Source organism: Microbulbifer mixtoriginis (SeqCode) (genome assembly GCF_052466695.1).
Window position 1 is genome coordinate 4,188,175 of the sequence record NZ_CP174285.1, and the last position, 16,709, is coordinate 4,204,883.

Annotated in this window: 16 protein-coding genes; 10 read left to right on the forward strand and 6 right to left on the reverse strand. The window is 55.5% G+C overall.

The annotated features are described in order from the left end of the window. Positions 1-112: 112 nt before the first annotated feature. The 4 genes from ACJJI0_RS18335 to ACJJI0_RS18350 all read left to right on the forward strand — a co-directional run bounded on the left by ACJJI0_RS18335 (position 113) and on the right by ACJJI0_RS18350 (position 4,403). Entirely contained in the window at positions 113-1,519 is a 1,407-nt protein-coding gene (locus ACJJI0_RS18335; protein ID WP_444883693.1) for a mannose-1-phosphate guanylyltransferase/mannose-6-phosphate isomerase, read from the forward strand. A gap of 90 nt (positions 1,520-1,609) precedes the next feature. After that, the gene (locus ACJJI0_RS18340; RefSeq protein WP_444883694.1) at positions 1,610-2,791 is read left to right on the forward strand and encodes an MFS transporter; all 1,182 of its coding nucleotides are present in this window, start codon (positions 1,610-1,612) and stop codon (positions 2,789-2,791) included. Between the two features lie 161 nt (positions 2,792-2,952). Next, positions 2,953-3,540, forward strand: a complete 588-nt coding sequence (gene ssb, locus ACJJI0_RS18345; RefSeq protein ID WP_444883695.1) for a single-stranded DNA-binding protein — start codon at positions 2,953-2,955, stop codon at positions 3,538-3,540. Positions 3,541-3,554: 14 nt separating this feature from the next. After that, positions 3,555-4,403, forward strand: a complete 849-nt coding sequence (locus ACJJI0_RS18350) for a sugar nucleotide-binding protein (RefSeq protein ID WP_444883696.1) — start codon at positions 3,555-3,557, stop codon at positions 4,401-4,403. A 65-nt stretch (positions 4,404-4,468) separates the two neighbouring features. Here the strand turns inward: ACJJI0_RS18350 and fabB are convergent, their stop codons facing one another. Both fabB and fabA read right to left on the reverse strand, forming a co-directional pair. Next, positions 4,469-5,692 (reverse strand): beta-ketoacyl-ACP synthase I, encoded by a 1,224-nt coding sequence (fabB, locus tag ACJJI0_RS18355; protein ID WP_444883697.1) that lies wholly within the window; start codon positions 5,690-5,692, stop codon positions 4,469-4,471. A 65-nt stretch (positions 5,693-5,757) separates the two neighbouring features. Next, positions 5,758-6,282 carry a 3-hydroxyacyl-[acyl-carrier-protein] dehydratase FabA gene (fabA, locus tag ACJJI0_RS18360; RefSeq protein WP_444883698.1) on the reverse strand — a complete coding sequence of 175 codons (525 nt, stop codon included), beginning with the start codon at positions 6,280-6,282 and terminating at the stop codon, positions 5,758-5,760. Positions 6,283-6,558: 276 nt separating this feature from the next. On the opposite strand from fabA, the gene galU reads away from it, so the two are divergent. After that, positions 6,559-7,407 carry a UTP--glucose-1-phosphate uridylyltransferase GalU gene (galU, locus tag ACJJI0_RS18365; protein ID WP_444883699.1) on the forward strand — a complete coding sequence of 283 codons (849 nt, stop codon included), beginning with the start codon at positions 6,559-6,561 and terminating at the stop codon, positions 7,405-7,407. Beyond that, positions 7,408-8,757 (forward strand): phosphohexomutase domain-containing protein, encoded by a 1,350-nt coding sequence (locus tag ACJJI0_RS18370; RefSeq protein ID WP_444883700.1) that lies wholly within the window; start codon positions 7,408-7,410, stop codon positions 8,755-8,757. 146 nt (positions 8,758-8,903) lie between these two features. On the opposite strand, the gene ispB is transcribed toward ACJJI0_RS18370, so the two are convergent. Then, positions 8,904-9,866 carry an octaprenyl diphosphate synthase gene (gene ispB / locus ACJJI0_RS18375; protein ID WP_444883701.1) on the reverse strand — a complete coding sequence of 321 codons (963 nt, stop codon included), beginning with the start codon at positions 9,864-9,866 and terminating at the stop codon, positions 8,904-8,906. A gap of 247 nt (positions 9,867-10,113) precedes the next feature. Between ispB and rplU the strand changes: the two genes are divergently transcribed. The 4 genes from rplU to proB all read left to right on the forward strand — a co-directional run bounded on the left by rplU (position 10,114) and on the right by proB (position 13,363). Beyond that, on the forward strand, positions 10,114-10,425 hold the full coding sequence (rplU, locus tag ACJJI0_RS18380) for a 50S ribosomal protein L21 (protein ID WP_252084438.1): 312 nt from the start codon (positions 10,114-10,116) through the stop codon (positions 10,423-10,425). A 17-nt stretch (positions 10,426-10,442) separates the two neighbouring features. Then, complete coding sequence (gene rpmA, locus ACJJI0_RS18385; RefSeq protein ID WP_067086922.1) at positions 10,443-10,700, forward strand: 50S ribosomal protein L27; 258 nt, start codon at positions 10,443-10,445, stop codon at positions 10,698-10,700. 199 nt (positions 10,701-10,899) lie between these two features. After that, entirely contained in the window at positions 10,900-12,105 is a 1,206-nt protein-coding gene (gene cgtA, locus ACJJI0_RS18390; RefSeq protein WP_444883702.1) for an Obg family GTPase CgtA, read from the forward strand. 121 nt (positions 12,106-12,226) lie between these two features. Beyond that, positions 12,227-13,363: a glutamate 5-kinase gene (gene proB, locus ACJJI0_RS18395; protein ID WP_444883703.1), complete on the forward strand. Its 1,137-nt coding sequence runs from the start codon at positions 12,227-12,229 to the stop codon at positions 13,361-13,363. 70 nt (positions 13,364-13,433) lie between these two features. On the opposite strand, the gene rpsT is transcribed toward proB, so the two are convergent. The 3 genes from rpsT to pdsR form a co-directional block, all read right to left on the reverse strand. Beyond that, positions 13,434-13,700, reverse strand: a complete 267-nt coding sequence (gene rpsT, locus ACJJI0_RS18400; RefSeq protein WP_020411431.1) for a 30S ribosomal protein S20 — start codon at positions 13,698-13,700, stop codon at positions 13,434-13,436. A gap of 143 nt (positions 13,701-13,843) precedes the next feature. Further along, the gene (locus tag ACJJI0_RS18405) at positions 13,844-15,877 is read right to left on the reverse strand and encodes an ATP-binding protein (RefSeq protein ID WP_444883704.1); all 2,034 of its coding nucleotides are present in this window, start codon (positions 15,875-15,877) and stop codon (positions 13,844-13,846) included. Between the two features lie 49 nt (positions 15,878-15,926). Beyond that, complete coding sequence (gene pdsR, locus ACJJI0_RS18410) at positions 15,927-16,616, reverse strand: proteobacterial dedicated sortase system response regulator (protein WP_444883705.1); 690 nt, start codon at positions 16,614-16,616, stop codon at positions 15,927-15,929. Between the last annotated feature and the right edge of the window lie 93 nt (positions 16,617-16,709).

The window sequence follows — 16,709 nt, forward strand, 5'->3', positions numbered from 1 at the left end:
CGCACGGGGCGATCACAACTGCGGTGCCGGGAAAACAGCCGAGTATAAACTCGCGACCCAATGTGCCAAAATCGTCTACCGCAAAAAACCAACCGATGAACAGAAAGCGCTGATGATCCCTGTAATTCTTTGTGGCGGCACTGGCTCGCGCCTGTGGCCACTGTCCCGGGAAACCTACCCAAAGCAATTTTTGCCGCTAACAGGTGAAGAAACCATGTTGCAGGCCACCGCGAGGCGGTTGGAAGGCGTGGCACAGCTACAGGCTCCGATTTTAGTGTGCAATGAGGAGCATCGCTTTGCTGCAGCGGAGCAGTTGCGCGAGATTGGTCACGGTGCCCAATCTATTTTGCTGGAGCCCTGTGCGCGCAATACGGCACCCGCTATCGCTCTGGCGGCCCTAGCAGCGCTTGAATCTGGTGAAGACCCCCTGCTACTGATACTGCCGGCGGACCACGCGGTGGCCGATGTGGCGGCCTTTCAGGAGGCACTCAAGCCTGCCCGGGCCTTGGCTGAGCAGGGACATTTGGTGACTTTTGGTATTGTTCCGACAAGAGCTGAGACCGGTTACGGTTATATCCGCCGTGGAGAAGGGCTTTCTGCTGGTGCCTGGGCAGTCGCAGAATTTGTTGAAAAGCCTGATGCCGAGACAGCTGAGTCCTATCTGGTCGATGGCGGTTATTCCTGGAATAGCGGTATGTTCCTATTCCGCGCTTCCCGTTATCTGGAGGAACTGGGCCAGCATCGAGAGGATATTCTCGGTGCCTGTCGCACAGCCTACGAGCAGGCCGCTCGAGATCTCGACTTTACCCGGGTGGATAGAGAGGCCTTCGCCGCTTGTGCCGATGAATCTGTGGATTATGCGGTTATGGAGCCTACGGAGTCGGCGGCGGTAGTGCCTATGGATGCTGGCTGGAGCGATGTGGGCTCCTGGCTGGGTTTGTGGGAGCTGGCCGAGCGGGATGACGACGACAACCTGCTGCAAGGAGATGTGTTGCAGGAAGACAGCAGCGGTTGCCTGGTGCGTGCGGAAAGTCGCTTGGTCAGTTTACTCGGTGTAGAGGACCTGGTGGTGGTGGATACCGACGACGCCCTGCTGATTGCTGACAAACAGCGGGTTCAGGAGGTGAAAAAACTGGTGGGGAGCCTCAAGCGCTCCGGCCGCAGCGAGGCCCAGCGACACCGCAAGGTGTATAGACCTTGGGGCTACTACGACTCTATCGATGCGGGTCCGCGTTTTCAGGTAAAACGCATCGTGGTTAAGCCTGGACAACAGCTTTCACTGCAGATGCACCACCACCGCGCGGAGCACTGGATTGTGGTGCGTGGCACCGCAAGGGTGACCCGCGGTGATGAAGAGCTACTGGTTACCGAGAATCAATCCACCTATATCCCCCTGGGGGTTACGCACCGGTTGGAAAATCCCGGCACCATCCCTCTGGAGCTGATCGAGGTGCAGTCCGGCAGCTACCTGGGCGAGGACGATATAGTCCGTTTCGATGACGACTATGGTCGAGGCTAGATCTCCGCGAAAGTTGTACTGCTCCCACTACAGCCTGGCGCTCACTCGCTGTACAATGCGCGCCCACTTTGACGCTGTTCCGGGAGCTGCATGAATTCTATTGAGCGCCGAGCCCTGGGTGGGCTGGCTTCCCTTTATGTGTTTCGCATGCTCGGCCTGTTTATGGTGCTGCCGGTGCTCACGGTGTACGGTGAAGGCTATCGTGATAGCACTCCGATGCTGCTGGGGTTGGCCATGGGTGCCTACGGTTTGAGCCAGGCCTTATTGCAGATTCCGCTGGGACTTCTGTCTGATCGCTGGGGCCGAAAACCCGTAATTTATACCGGCCTGGCGCTATTCGCCCTAGGCAGTATCGTCGCTGCTCAGACAGATTCCGTATATGGGCTGATTGTCGGCCGGGTGTTACAGGGGTGTGGAGCGATCGCTGCCGCAGTGATGGCGCTGGTGGCTGATTTGACCCGGGATGAAAAGCGCGGCATTGCCATGGCCGTGATCGGGGCCTCGATCGGTGTGGCCTTTATGTTGGCGGTAATACTGGGCCCGGCACTCGCGGGTGCTGGCGGACTGCCGGCCATTTTCTGGCTGACAGCAGCACTGGCCGTACTCGGCATGTTGCTGGTATGGCGGGTGGTACCAACCCCTCAAGTAGCAAAGCGCCCTGCGGTATTTAAGGGTGGTTTCCGCAAAGTATTGGGTAGTGGCCTGACCTGGCGCCTGGTCAGCGGGGCCTTCTTTTCTCACTTACTATTGACGGCGCTGTTTGTGGCATTGCCACTGGTGCTAGTCGATCGCCTGGATTGGCCGGCGGATGAGCACTGGAAACTTTATGGTCCGCTAATGCTGGGCACCTTTATCATTATGCTGCCCTTAATGCGTGTGGCCGAGCGCTCTGGCAAAGTGCCGCTTGCGCTGAACCTGGCGGCGCTTGCTCTGGTGGCTGGCAGCGCGGCGTTACTGCCGATGAATGGAACAATAGCAGTTGTACTGCTGCTGAGTATTTTCTTTGTGGGCTTCAATCTGTTGGAAGCCTTACTGCCGGCCCAGTTGACTCGCAAAGCCCCGGAGGATGCCCGTGGGGCAGCTTCGGGCCTGTATGCGACGCTACAGTTTTTTGGCACCTTTGTCGGCGGCAGTCTGGGCGGATATCTGTATGGACTCGGTGGCGCCAGTGCTGTAGCGGGGCTCGGTTTTGCTGTAGTGGTAACTTGGATGCTGCTTTGGTGGGCTCTGCGCGAGCGGCTCTCCGATATCCGTGAGGGTAGCGCTTACTAACAGTGGGTGTCTGTTGTATGCTGCTGTATAAAAATACACTGTCTGCAGCTGTAAGTGGCTGCATGCTTACATACTCAGAGTACGAGTGAAACCGTACCTGAAATTTAATATTGAATGATTAGTGCTCCGGGTGGGACCCGGGTCGAAGAGAGGAGAGGGCCATGGCCAGGGGTATCAACAAAGTAATCTTAATTGGCAATCTGGGTAATGACCCAGAAACCAAATATATGCCGAGCGGTGGTGCGGTTACCAACATTAGCTTAGCCACCAGCGAGAGCTGGAAGGATAAGCAGACTGGCCAGCAGCAGGAGCGCACTGAATGGCACCGCGTAGTATTTTTCAACCGCTTGGCAGAGATTGCCGGTGAGTATTTACGTAAAGGTGCAAAGGTCTATGTAGAAGGTTCGCTGCGCACGCGTAAATGGCAGGATAAGAATACTGGTCAGGATCGCTACACTACGGAGATTGTTGCCAGTGAAATGCAAATGCTGGATGGTCGCGGAGAGCAGGGCGGTTTCGGTCAGGGTATGGGCGGTGCCGCAATGGGTGCGGCAGGTGCAGCTATGGGGAGCCAGATGGGCGGTCAGCAAGGCGGTTACGAACAGCAGGGCGGTTTCCAGCAAGGTGGCTATCAGCAGGGTAATCAGGGGCGCCAGGCTCCCAGTAACCAACAGCAACCTGCGCAGCAGCAAAGCCAGGGCCCTGCCGGTGGTTTTGATAATAGCTTTGACGACGATATCCCCTTCTAAAACAGGCCTGTCCTGTGTCTGATCTACATACCGGATATAAGCCGGATCGGGTTGCGCTGATTCGCGCCGGAAACGATATCGATAGCGCGCTGCAGAAACGCCTGCAGCGTGCTGGTTTCCGTATACAGCTGCTCGCACCCGCAGAACTCGATAAGTTGCGCCCCGCCTCAATTGTCATTAATGCGTCGGCATGCGCGGATGACCAGGGTATGCCGGAAGCCCTAGAGGTTGCTGAGTCATTGGCACAGTGCTCCTGTCGGCATGTTATTCACCTCTCTTCCTATGCGGTCTTTGCCGGTGGTGAACCGAGGAAATATGACGAGGATGAGGTGGCGGCACCTCAATCTCACAGTGGGCGGCAATGGCTGGCTTGTGAGGAAGCCTTTTCAGAATTTGAGAATCTGACAATTCTGCGTTTTGGCTGGATGGTGGATAGCAATCCGGATGCTCTGCTGGGGCGGGTGTTACGGGGTTTTGTGACGGGTGAGCCGGTCACACTGGATGGCTGCAATAGCGGTAACCCGGTCACGGCCCTGGATCTGGCTCGTGTTGCAGTTGCAGTGGCGCAGCAACTAGCCAGTGGCGCTGAGGCTAGAGGGATCTATCACTACGGCAGCTCGGATGACTGTACTGCGGTGGAGTTTGCCCTTGAGGTTGTGGAGCGAGCCCAGTCACTCTACGACGAGGGCAGGTTCGCACAATTCAGCGCACTGGAAACCGGGCCGGACCAGAACCGAGGGGTGGTGTTGGCCTGTGGTAAGTTGCGCGATGTCTTTGGCATACAGCAGCATAGCTGGCGCCAAGGCCTCACTAGGCAGGTGGAGCTGTGGTTGGAGCGTCTGGATGCGGAGACGCAGGAATAGCTTTAGAGCGATTGTAAAAAGGGCGCCAATGTGGCGCCCTTTTTATTTGGATCAAGATAACGGCTTTAAACTTTATCGAAAATCAGGCACGCGTTGGTACCACCGAAACCAAAGCTGTTGGACATGGCACGCTTAATCTCGCACTCGCGCAATTCAGTGACTAGATCCATCCCTTCCGCTTCTGGGGCCCGGTGCTCCACATTGGCGGAAGCGGCAATAAAGTTATTTTGCATCATTAGCAGACTGTAGATGGCCTCCTGCACGCCGGCAGCGCCGAGGGAGTGTCCGGTTAGAGACTTGGTGGAGGCAAATGCGGGCACTTTGCCGGCAAAGACTTCGCTCATGGCTTTTAGCTCAGCGATATCGCCGACCGGGGTTGAGGTGCCGTGGGTGTTGATGTAGTCCACACCGCCTTGAAGCCCCTTGCCATCCATACCCGCCAGGGCTTGCTGCATGCAGCGCACTGCGCCTTCTCCACTCGGGGCCACCATATCGTATCCATCAGAAGTTGCGCCGTAGCCAGTGAGTTCGGCGTAAATGGTTGCGCCGCGGGCGAGTGCATGGTCCATTTCTTCCAGAATCAGACAGCCACCACCACCGGCGATAACAAAACCATCCCGATCGGCATCGTAGGGGCGTGAAGCCTTAGTGGGGTCGTCGTTAAACTTGCTCGATAGGGCGCCCATGGCGTCGAACAGGTGCGTGAGACTCCAGGCCAGTTCCTCACCGCCACCGGCGAAGACAATATCCTGTTTGCCCATCTGAATTAGCTCGGCACCGTTGCCGATGCAGTGGGCACTTGTGGCACAGGCGGAGGAGATACTGTAGTTCACACCTTTGATTTTATAGGGTGTGGATAAGCAGGCTGAAACGGTGCTGTTCATCACCTGGGGAACTCGGTAGGCGCCGACACGGCGAACCCCCTTTTCCTTGAGCGTGTGTGCGGCATCAATAATATTTTGGGTGGAGGTGCCGCCGGAACCCATCACAATGCCGGTTCGAGGGTTGGAGATGTCTTTCTCCTCCAAGCCGGACATTTCGATTGCCTCTCGCATGGCGATGTAAGCATAGGCTGCTGCATCTCCCATAAAGCGCAGTTGCTTGCGGTCTATATGTTCTTTGAAATCGATATCCACAGGGCCTGCAACCTGGCTGCGCAGGCCTAGCTCTTTGTACTCCTCCTGGAAGCGGATACCGCTGCGGCCTGCTCTTAGTGAATCGGTAACTTCTTTTGTATTGGTACCGATACAGGATGTGATGCCCATCCCGGTAATGACTACCCGACGCATAGTGATCTCCAACAGTACTTGGTAGTAAAGGCCTTTAAAGTTTTGCCCGCCTGAGCTTAATAAAGTTAAAAGTTATCAGTACGAGTAAATAAACCAACGCGAAGGTCTTTTGCAGTGTAGATTTCACGCCCATCCACCGACACAGTGCCATCGCCAATACCCATAACCAGCTTTCGTTCAACAAGCCGACTCATTTGAATGTGGTAGGTTACCTTCTTGCTGGTAGGTAAAATTTGACCGGTAAACTTTACCTCCCCACAGCCGAGGGCACGGCCATGTCCGGGATTACCCTTCCAGGCCAAAAAATAGCCTAGGAGCTGCCACATAGCATCGAGCCCCAAGCATCCGGGCATTACCGGATCACCGGGAAAGTGGCAATCAAAAAACCAGAGGTCGGGGTGTATATCCAGCTCGGCGATGACTTCGCCCTTATCATATGCTCCCCCCTCTTTTGATATATGGGTGATACGGTCAAGCATCAGCATGTTGGGGGCGGGCAATTGTGCATTGCCTGGACCAAACATTTCTCCGCTGGAGCAGGTCAGTAGCTCCTCTCTGTTGTAGCTACTTTTTTGAACAAAATTACTCATCTTCTCCCCGGCTGTGGGTGGTTACGCAACTCATGTTGAGCGTTTTTGTAAGAGCGGGCATTCTAAGCGCTGTGTGTCGCTTGTCCAGTCAGTCAAAATTATTTTTGTGACTGTCGTAGTAATTACCTTCACAACATCTTATATGATCAATTGTGTAGAGCGCTGACACATCGGAGGAATTTGGCGTCATCCTTTGTAAGTGAACTCTCTTTTTAGCTATGTTAGGTTCCCGTCGGGCGCGGGGGAGCGCTCGTTTTAAGTTCATGGGGGAGCATAATGCTCAAGAAATGTTTATTCCCGGTTGCCGGTTACGGCACCCGTTTCCTGCCAGCCACCAAGGCGATGCCGAAGGAAATGTTGCCACTGGTGAACAAGCCGTTGGTGCAGTATGGGGTAGAAGAGGCCATCGAAGCCGGCCTGACAGAGATAGGTTTCGTTACTGGACGCGGTAAGCGCGCTATTGAGGACCACTTTGATACCAATTACGAGCTGGAGCACCAAATTGCCGGAACTGGTAAAGAGCGCTATTTGGACTCTGTTCGGAAGGTGATTGACAGTGCCAGCTTTTCTTATACCCGCCAAGGCGAAATGCGTGGTTTAGGCGATGCGATATTACAGGGACGCCGCTTGGTGGGGGATGAGCCATTTGGGGTAGTGTTGGCGGATGACCTGTGTCTAAATAATGACCTTGGCGTACTATCGCAGATGGTGCAGCTTTACAAGCAGTTTCGCTGCAGCATAGTGGCCGTCGAAGAAGTGCCGATGGAGCAGATTCATAAATTCGGTGTGATTGCCGGCAATGAAATCAAGCCGGGCCTATACCAGGTAACGGATATGGTGGAAAAGCCGGCCGCTGAAGATGCGCCAAGCAATAAGGCAATCATCGGCCGCTATATTCTCACTCCAGATATTTTTGATCTCATCCGTGACACCCCGCCGGGCAAAAATGGAGAAGTGCAAATTACCGATGCGCTGCTGACCCAGGCGCGCCAGGGTTGTGTTCTTGCTTACGCTTTTAAAGGGCGGCGCTTTGACTGTGGCTCTGTGGAAGGGTTTATTGAGGCCACTAACCACGTCTTTGAAAATGTGTATTTGCCGGAACAGGCTGCCGAGGAGAAAAAATAAGTGTCAGAGCTGACCTGCTTTAAAGCCTATGATTTGCGTGGCCGGGTGCCTGATGAGCTGAATACCGAAGTGGCTTATCGGGTGGGGCGGGCATTTGCCCAATTTCTGGGGGCGAAACGTGTTGTGGTTGGTCATGATATTCGACTCACCAGTGGTGAGCTGACGGATGCCCTGGTGAATGGTTTGCGCGACGCTGGTACCGATGTCTTCCACATTGGTGAATGCGGCACCGAAGAAGTGTATTTCGCTACTTTCCATGGTGATTTTGATGGCGGTATCTGTGTTACCGCCAGCCATAACCCCATGAATTACAATGGCATGAAGTTTGTTCGTACGGGTAGTAGGCCGATTAGTGGGGATACCGGGTTATTGGAAATCAAGCGCCTGGCAGAGGAAAACAGCTTTGCTCCTGTTGCAGAGCGCGGTGGACTGCAGAGTTTTGAGCACAGGCCGGCTTTTGTTGAGCACTTATTGGGTTATGTTGATAGTAAAGCGCTGAAGCCTTTGAAGCTGGTAGTGAATGCGGGCAATGGTGGTGCAGGTGCAGTTGTCGATGCGCTAGCCCCTCATTTGCCTTTTGAGTTTGTGCGGGTTCACCATCAGCCTGATGGGAATTTCCCCAACGGTATCCCCAACCCAATCCTACCGGAAAACCGTGCTTCAACTGCAGAGGCGGTGCGTGAGAGTGGCGCCGACTTTGGTATTGCCTGGGATGGAGATTTTGACCGCTGTTTCTTCTTCGATGAAAACGGTGATTTTATCGAGGGCTACTATGTGGTCGGCCTGCTTGCCGAGGCCTTCCTGGTCAAGCACAAAGGCGCCAAAGTGGTCCACGATCCCCGCCTGCTGTGGAATACGGAAGATATTGTGCGTGCTGCTGGGGGTGAGCCGGTTCAAAGTAAAACTGGCCATGCCTTTATTAAGGAGCGCATGCGCAAAGAAGATGCTATTTATGGTGGTGAGATGAGTGCACACCATTATTTCCGTGACTTCGCCTACTGCGATAGTGGCATGATCCCCTGGTTGTTGGTGGCGGAGCTCGTCAGCCGAAGCGGTAAGACTCTGTCCCAGTTGGTGGGAGAACGTATGGCGGCTTTCCCTTGCTCGGGTGAGATCAACTCCAAGGTGCAGGATGCGGCAGCGGTTATTAAAGCTGCAGAGGAAAAGTATGGTGCAGATGCACTCAGTGTCGAGCACGTGGATGGTCTGAGCGTGGCTTATGCCGAGTGGCGCTTTAATTTACGCATGTCCAATACTGAACCAGTGATTCGCCTCAATGTTGAGTCCCGCGGGGATAAGGCTTTGATGCGTGAGAAGACCGAAGAGCTACTAAAGCTGATTCGTTCATGATTGATTTCCTGATTAGCTCTGAATAGGCTTCACGAGCTGCCGCCTTGAAATAAAAAAAGCCCCATTTTATGGGGCTTTTTTAATGGGTGCTGGTTTACGACATCTGGCCTTCTCGTATCTAGGGCTAGGACGATACTCCGAGCCTGCTAGACATTTCTCTCCACGGCAAAGCTGGCTAGTTGTTGTAGTGCGGTTTTTTGATCACTCTCGGGTAGGAAATCCAGCTGAGTTTTGGCATCCTCCACGGCAGCGCGGGCCCGCTCCATGGTGTAATCCAGTGCTCCGCAGGCCTCAATAGCCTCGACAATTTCTACCAGCTTTGCTGCACTGCGCTGTTCAATTGCCGCCTTTACCAGAGCCGCCTGGTTTTGGCTGCCATTGGCCATGGTGTAGATCAGGGGAAGTGTGGGCTTGCCCTCCGCAAGATCGTCGCCGACATTTTTGCCTAGTTCTTCCGGGTTGCCTCGATAGTCCAGGGCGTCATCCACCAGCTGGAATGCGAGGCCTAAATGGCGTCCATACAGTTTCAGGGCATTTTGTTCCTTGGCAGAACAGTCGGCCAAAACGGCGGCGGTCTCACAGGCCGCTTCGAACAATGCTCCGGTTTTCTTGTAAATTACACTGAAGTAGTTTTCTTCGCCGACCTCTGGGTCGCCGGCGTTTACCAGCTGCTGTACTTCACCTTCGGCAATGGTATTGGTGGTGTCAGAGAGGATTGCCATGATGCGCATGTCCTGTAGGGCAATCATCATCTGGAAGGCACGGGAGTATAGAAAGTCTCCCACCAGGACGCTGGGTGCATTGCCCCATTTGGCATTGGCGGTAAGGCGGCCGCGGCGCATATCGGAGGTGTCCACCACATCATCGTGTAGCAGGGTGGCGGTGTGGATAAATTCGATAATGGTGGCCAAATCAATATGGCCCTCATCTTGGTAGTTACAGGCCCTGGCACATAGCAGTACCAGCAGGGGTCGCAGGCGTTTGCCGCCGGCCTCAACCAAGTAGTGGCCTATATTTTCCACCAGGGGGACATCCGAGTGCAGTTGGTCGAGAATACGCTGGTTGACCGCGGCAAAGTCTTCGGCGGCGACCCGGTGAAAAGGCAGCATTTGAGAGTTCCTTAATACGACTAGACAGGCGCCCCCGAAGGCTCGGGCGGCAGAGGGCCGCTATTGTATCAACCCGGCGAATTGATTAGAATCTGCGCCCCGTCGATTGCGGGCTCCGCGGCTTTACTGTTGTTGGTGCCGCCGGCGAAATAGATGTTAAACAACACGGCGCAAGCTCCCGAAATGCGGAGCAGTGACTCGATAGTCCTCCCGCTGCTTCGTGTCGTCCATACCGGAGCATAGAAATATGTACGCTGTTATTGAGAGCGGTGGCAAGCAACACCGTGTAGAAGAAGGCGAAGTACTTCGCCTGGAAAAGCTGGAAGTAGCTACTGGCGAAACCATCGATTTCGACAAAGTGCTGATGGTCGTTGATGGCGACAAAATCAACATCGGCGCTCCCGTTGTAGACGGCGCTAAAGTATCTGCTGAAGTGGTAAGCCACGGCCGCGGCGAGAAAGTGAAGATCATCAAATTCCGCCGTCGTAAGCACTCCATGAAGCGCCAGGGCCACCGTCAGTGGTACACCGAAGTTAAAATCACTGGCATCAAGGCATAAGAGAGGAGTAACGACTCATGGCACATAAGAAAGCTGGCGGTAGTACGCGAAATGGTCGCGATTCCGAGAGTAAACGCCTGGGCGTGAAGCGCTTTGGCGGCCAAGCTGTAGCGGCAGGCAACATCATCGTTCGTCAACGTGGCACCAAGTTCCACGCTGGTGTTAACGTTGGTATGGGCAAAGACCACACCCTGTTCGCCACTGCGGACGGCGTTGTGAAGTTTGAAGTTAAAGGCCCCAACAACCGCAAGTTCGTTTCTATCGAAACTGCTTAAGCGGTCGCAAGCCCTAGCTTCATAAAAAGCCCCGCTATTGCGGGGCTTTTTTGTTGGGGCAGCCCTAATAGAGGGGTGGTGGGAAGTTGGGGCGGCAGATGCCTGCGAGTGGCGGCTTGTCGGCTGGTATGATGAATATGATGGTAGGTGTGTGTATGTGCGCACCGGATGAGACAACCGCTGTGGCGGTGGAGTGATTATGAAGTTTGTCGATGAGGCGCCCATATTTGTGCAGGCGGGTAAAGGCGGCAATGGCTGCCTGAGTTTCCGCAGGGAAAAGTTTGTAGAGAAGGGTGGTCCGGACGGCGGTGACGGCGGTGATGGCGGTTCCGTCTACCTGGAGGCCGATGATTCCCTCAACACTCTGGTAGATTACCGCTACCAGCCCCGTTACGCCGCTGAGAGCGGCCAGCCTGGCCGTGGGCGTAACTGTACTGGGGCCAAAGGGGAAGACCTTGTTCTTAAAGTGCCTGTGGGTACCACAGTAATCGATGTGGATACCGGTGAAGCTGTTGGTGATATGACCCGGGCCGGTGAGCGCCTGCTGGTCGCCCAGGGGGGCTTTCACGGTTTGGGTAATACGCGCTTTAAATCGAGTACTAACCGAGCCCCTCGCCAGACCACCAATGGTAGCGAGGGTGAGCTTCGCAGCCTGAAGTTGGAGTTGAAGGTGCTTGCGGATGTGGGAATGTTGGGGTTGCCCAACGCCGGCAAATCCACGTTTATTCGGGCGGTATCGGCGGCCAAGCCTAAGGTGGCTAACTATCCCTTCACGACCTTGGTGCCAAACCTAGGCGTGGTACAGGTACAGCGGCATCGCAGTTTTGTGATTGCCGATATTCCGGGTTTGATTGAGGGGGCGGCTCAAGGAGCAGGCCTGGGTATTCGTTTCCTCAAGCATTTGACTCGCTGCCGGGTGCTCCTGCATTTGGTAGACCTGGCGCCATTTGATGGTTCGGACCCAGTAGAGAACGCCCGCGCTATCGAGCGTGAACTGGCTAGTTTTAGCGATACTCTGGCGGGTCGAGAGCGCTGGTTGGTACTGAATAAGACTGACTTGGTGCCTGCTGCTGAACTGGAAGAGCGCTGTCAGTCGGTTGTGGATGCGCTGGGCTGGAAAGGGCCGGTGTTCCGGGTGGCGGCTATTCGCGGTGAGGGTACGGATGTGCTTAGCGGCCGCTTGATGGATTACCTGGAGGAGCGCCAAGAGCTGGAGGATCGCGATCCGGAATTGGCTGAGGCTGAACTGGAGGCGCAGCGTCAGATGCAGCGCGAAGCCCGCGAGCGTATCGAGGAGCTTCGGGATAGCCATCGCGCCAAACGCAGGGCTGCCAAGGGGCATGTCGATGATGACGAAGATTGGGATGATGACGATCACGATGTCGATATTGAGTATCGCTCCTGAATCGTATGTTTCCGGTGACTAATCTGTGCTGCCGCGCAGAATTTCTGTCAGCTCCGGCTCTTTACCGGCAATGTGATGATAATTCGATAGGCCCCTAGGGGCCGGTGTCCAGGGAGGAAGTATGGGCTCCGTATCAGTGTCCCGTAGAGGGCTTTCTAAGGGGCAGCGCTGGGTGGTAAAAATTGGCAGTGCCCTGCTTACTGATAACGGTCGCGGCGTCAATAATTCGGCGATCTGCGCCTGGGTGGCGCAGATCGCCGAATTGCGCCAGCAGGGTGTTGAAGTGGTGTTGGTTTCTTCTGGGGCAGTAGCCGCGGGTATGGATCGTCTCGGCTGGAACCGCAGACCGGAGTCGATCCATCAGTTGCAGGCCGCAGCTGCGATAGGGCAGAGCCATCTGGTACAGGTCTATGAGCAGGCTTTCGGTCGCTTCGATATACGCAGCGCGCAGATTTTGCTGGATCATGATGATCTCTCCAATCGCACTCGTTACCTCAATGCGCGCAGTACATTGCGAACACTGCTCTCCTTGGGAGCTGTGCCGATCGTCAATGAAAACGATACCGTTGTAACCGATGAAATACGTTTCGGCGATAACGACACTTTGGCGGCGTTGGTGGCTAACCTTGTCGAGGCGGATGCCCTGTTGATTTTGACCGATGCCGATGGGCTTTTTACCGAAGACCCTCGCGATAACCCCGATGCGGAGCTCGTTGGTGAGGCCTCGGCACTGGATCCGAGGCTACTGGGGATGGCGGGGGACTCCCGCAGTGGTCTGGGACGAGGAGGTATGACCACCAAGGTGCGTGCGGCACAACTGGCGGCTCGTTCCGGTGCCTGCACTGTGATTGCCGGGGGTGCCAGAGAGGGAGTGGTAACACGGGTATGGAAAGGCGAGGATTTGGGAACTCTCCTGCTTCCGGAGGCGGACCCCTTGGCGGCGAGGAAGCGCTGGCTTGCCGGGCAGCTACAGGTGCGCGGTAGTCTCACTCTCGATAGTGGTGCTGAGAGGGCATTGCGCGATGGTGGTAAGAGTTTGCTATCGGTGGGGGTGACTGCGGTGCAGGGGCGTTTTCACCGGGGAGACTTGGTTTCCTGTCTTGATGGTGCGGGACATGAGATCGCCCGTGGTCTTGTAAATTATGACAGCAGCGAGAGTGCCAGGATTCTCGGGCAGTCATCGGAGCACTTTGTTGAGTTGCTCGGCTATCGTGATGACGATGAGTTGATACACAGAGATAACCTTATCTTGCTCTAGCAGAAGTACTGGCTTTCAGGCATAAAAAAACCCCGCATTGCGGGGTTTTTTGTGTCTGCTACCTAAAGAATTAGGCGGCGAGAGCTTTAACCTGAGCGTTCAGGCGGCTCTTGTGACGAGCGGCTTTATTCTTGTGAATAATGCCTTTGTCTGCCATGCGGTCGATAACGGGAACCGCTTCTGCGTATGCAGTTTTTGCTTTTTCAGCGTCGCCTGCATCGATGGCCGCAACTACCTTCTTAATGTAGGTGCGCACCATGGAGCGCAGACTGGCGTTATGCATGCGGCGCTTGTCGTTCTGGCGCGCGCGTTTCTTCGCTTGAGGTGAGTTGGCCACCGGTTGCTCCTGTCTGGAATCTATAAATCTGTAACTAACAGGCCCTGGGGCCCGATCGGGACGCGACATTATCCCCACAGCTGGTTGTTTGTCAACCATCTGGGCAGATAGCTTGCGCTTTGTCTGCCAGTGCAGGTGCGTGATTAGCGGGTCGGCAGTTTTAGGCTGAACTCCACACCGCTATTATCTGTGCGATTTCGAGCCTCCAAGCGGGCTCGGTGAAAGTCAGCAATCAATTTAGCGATATGCAATCCAAGGCCCAAATGCCCAGCGTTGTCACCTTCCTTACGCACAGATACCAGGGAATCGAACAGCTTGTGTGCATAGCCATTGGGTAGCAATGGACCGTCGTTACTCACACTAATTAGGTATCCGTCCTTTTCGCTGTAGACTGCAAGCTGAATCTCACTGTGCTTTGGGGCGAAACTACAGGCATTGTCTACCAGCTTATCTAAAAGCTGTGCCAATAGCTCCGGCGCGCCCTCACAGCGAAGCTCTCCATTAGGCTTTTTCAGAGAAAATTGGTGGCGGGGGTGGGCGTCGCCATAGCACTGCACCATAACTTCCAGCAGGTCCGCCAAGTCAAAGCGCTCGCGCTCTGCCTGATGAATGCTGGCTTCCAGGTTGCTGGCCGCAGAGAGGCTGTTGAGGATGCTGGATAGGCGGGTACTGCCATCCATCGCGCGTTCGGCATAGCGGCGGCTATCTTCATCCAGTTTGCTCGTGGAGAGGTTATCAAGTGAAGAGCGCACCACCGCGAGAGGTGTGCGCAACTCGTGGGACAATTTGCTGGCGAGGGTTCGCAGGTATTGGTGGTACTGATCTAGCTCGCCCAGCAGGCTGGCAAAGGCACGGTTAAGTGCGCCCAGTTCGTCTCTGGCAGAGGAGAGGGGAAAGTTGCCACGCAATTTGCCACTGCTGTCGACCGCATTGCGCGCAGCGCGGTGCAGCTTGCGAATGCGCCAAGATAGCCAGCTGGCGTAGCCGAGCAAAAACAGTAGTGCGGTTGCTGCTGCCGCACAGCTAATCAACCATAACCTGTGTGCGGCGCTATCGGTCATCGACTGCATAGCCTCAGCGGACTGCAACACAAGCACTCGTCCCAGCAGAGGCCTTTCTACGACTTCGTCAGCCCGGGTTATCACGGGCACACTGACTGCTCCTATACGCGACTGTAGTGGCCCGCCAAACCACTGCTCGGCTGTATCACGTCCAATGCCACTGCTTAGCGGCAGTTCATTTTGGGGTAGCTTTGGTAGCTCTTCCCTGGCAAGCAGTTTGCGATAAATCCAACTGCGCAGCCAGGGCCGCGGTGTGCTCTGCTCCTCAATGGCCACCTGTGGTTGGCCGTTACTGGCGAGCAGGAATCCCTCGCTGTCTACGACTGCCAAGCGCAGGTCTGGGCGGGCAAAGTGGTCCAATTCCGCCTGCAGCTTGGGCAATGGGGCAACTAAGTGCCCCGGCAGGCCATCGAAGGGAAGGGTGCTGGCACTGTGAACTGGTGGGGAACCGTTGCTACTGGTGCGGTCGAGTATTTGAATGGATAGGCTGCCACGTGTGAGTGTGTAGGGAAGGCTGAGTTCAAGTTGATACCCCTTCGGTGAAGCGGTCCAGCGCCCGCGCAGGCGCAATTCGCGTTGGTAGTTGCCTTCGCGTGGATTGTGCCAAAAGGCCTCGACAGGCCCCCGGCTCGCCACTGGCAACAGGTAATGGCGCCCATTGGTAAACAGTTGAACGGTATCCCCTCCGGCGAGCAGGTTTGTGCGAGGGTCCCGGTAGGCTGGGGTCTCATCACTGACTGTTAGCAGTAGGTAGATCTGATCAGCATACTGGCCGAGTGTGATCTGGGCCTGGGGCATATGCTGCTCATTGAGCAGTTCTCGGGGAGTAAGCTCCCAGGGACGCCAATCGTCCCCGTAACCATCTACAACTGGAGGGTGGGAGAGGGGGTTTAAGTAGAGCTGGCTGCCAGGCGGTCTAGCATGGCGTGCGGGATCGGGAGCGATTAACTCTGGTGCGCTGGCCAGGCGCGCGGCAATTGCAGCAGCTGTGGCCTCAAGGGCCTGTAGTTGGCCCTGCGCTAGTGCCGCATCCACCTGACGGAGATACTGACACCCAGCCCAGGGCAGGGCCAGCGCCACAAGGCTCACCAATAGGAGTTGTCGGCGAAGTTTCATCTACGGGTCCCCGAAAAGCTGTAGACCGGCTGCTATGTTGCCGAGGCAATCAGAGCTGCCAGCGATAGCCCATGCCATAGGCTGTACCTATAGCGTTGAATTCATTATCCAGGGCCTGAAATTTTTTGCGGATTCTCTTTACGTGGGAGGTGATGGTGTTGTCATCCAGAACTACCCGAGCGGCCTCCATCAACTGACTGCGGGACTTCACATGCCCGGGGCGCTTGGCTAGAGCGTGGACAATCCAGAATTCAGTGACAGTGAGATCAACTACACTTCCGTCCCAGTGGCAATGCAACCGGGAAATATCCAATTCCAGCTTGCCCTGGGTAAGGCTCTCCCCTTCATCGCTCTGGTCGCGCAGTACGCTGACTCGTCGCAGCAGCGCGTTGATACGCGCTTGCATATGGGGCAGGGAGATATCCTTAGTGAGATAGTCGTCGGCGCCTAGGCGTAGTCCCGAAATAATATCCAACTCGGAGTCTCTGGCGGTGAGAAACAGGATTGGCAGGCTGGGGGCCATGGCGCGAAGCTCCCTGCACAGCTCAAAACCGCCTTCCACTTCACTGCCGAGCCCGACGTCGATTACCGCCAGGTCTGGCAGTCGCTGCCGGAAAGCTTCCATGGCCTCAATTCTTGCGCTGTAGAGATCGACTCGATAACCGCTGCGGCGTAATGCATCGCGGTAATTTTCGGCGATGGCGCGCTCGTCTTCGACAATAGCGATAGTTGCACTCATGGCTGATTCCGGCTGCTTCCTTTGTGGCGGAGAATCATGCACGAAATAGCAGCTTATTGGCAAAAAGGCGGGCGCAAATGGCCCGCAAGCACA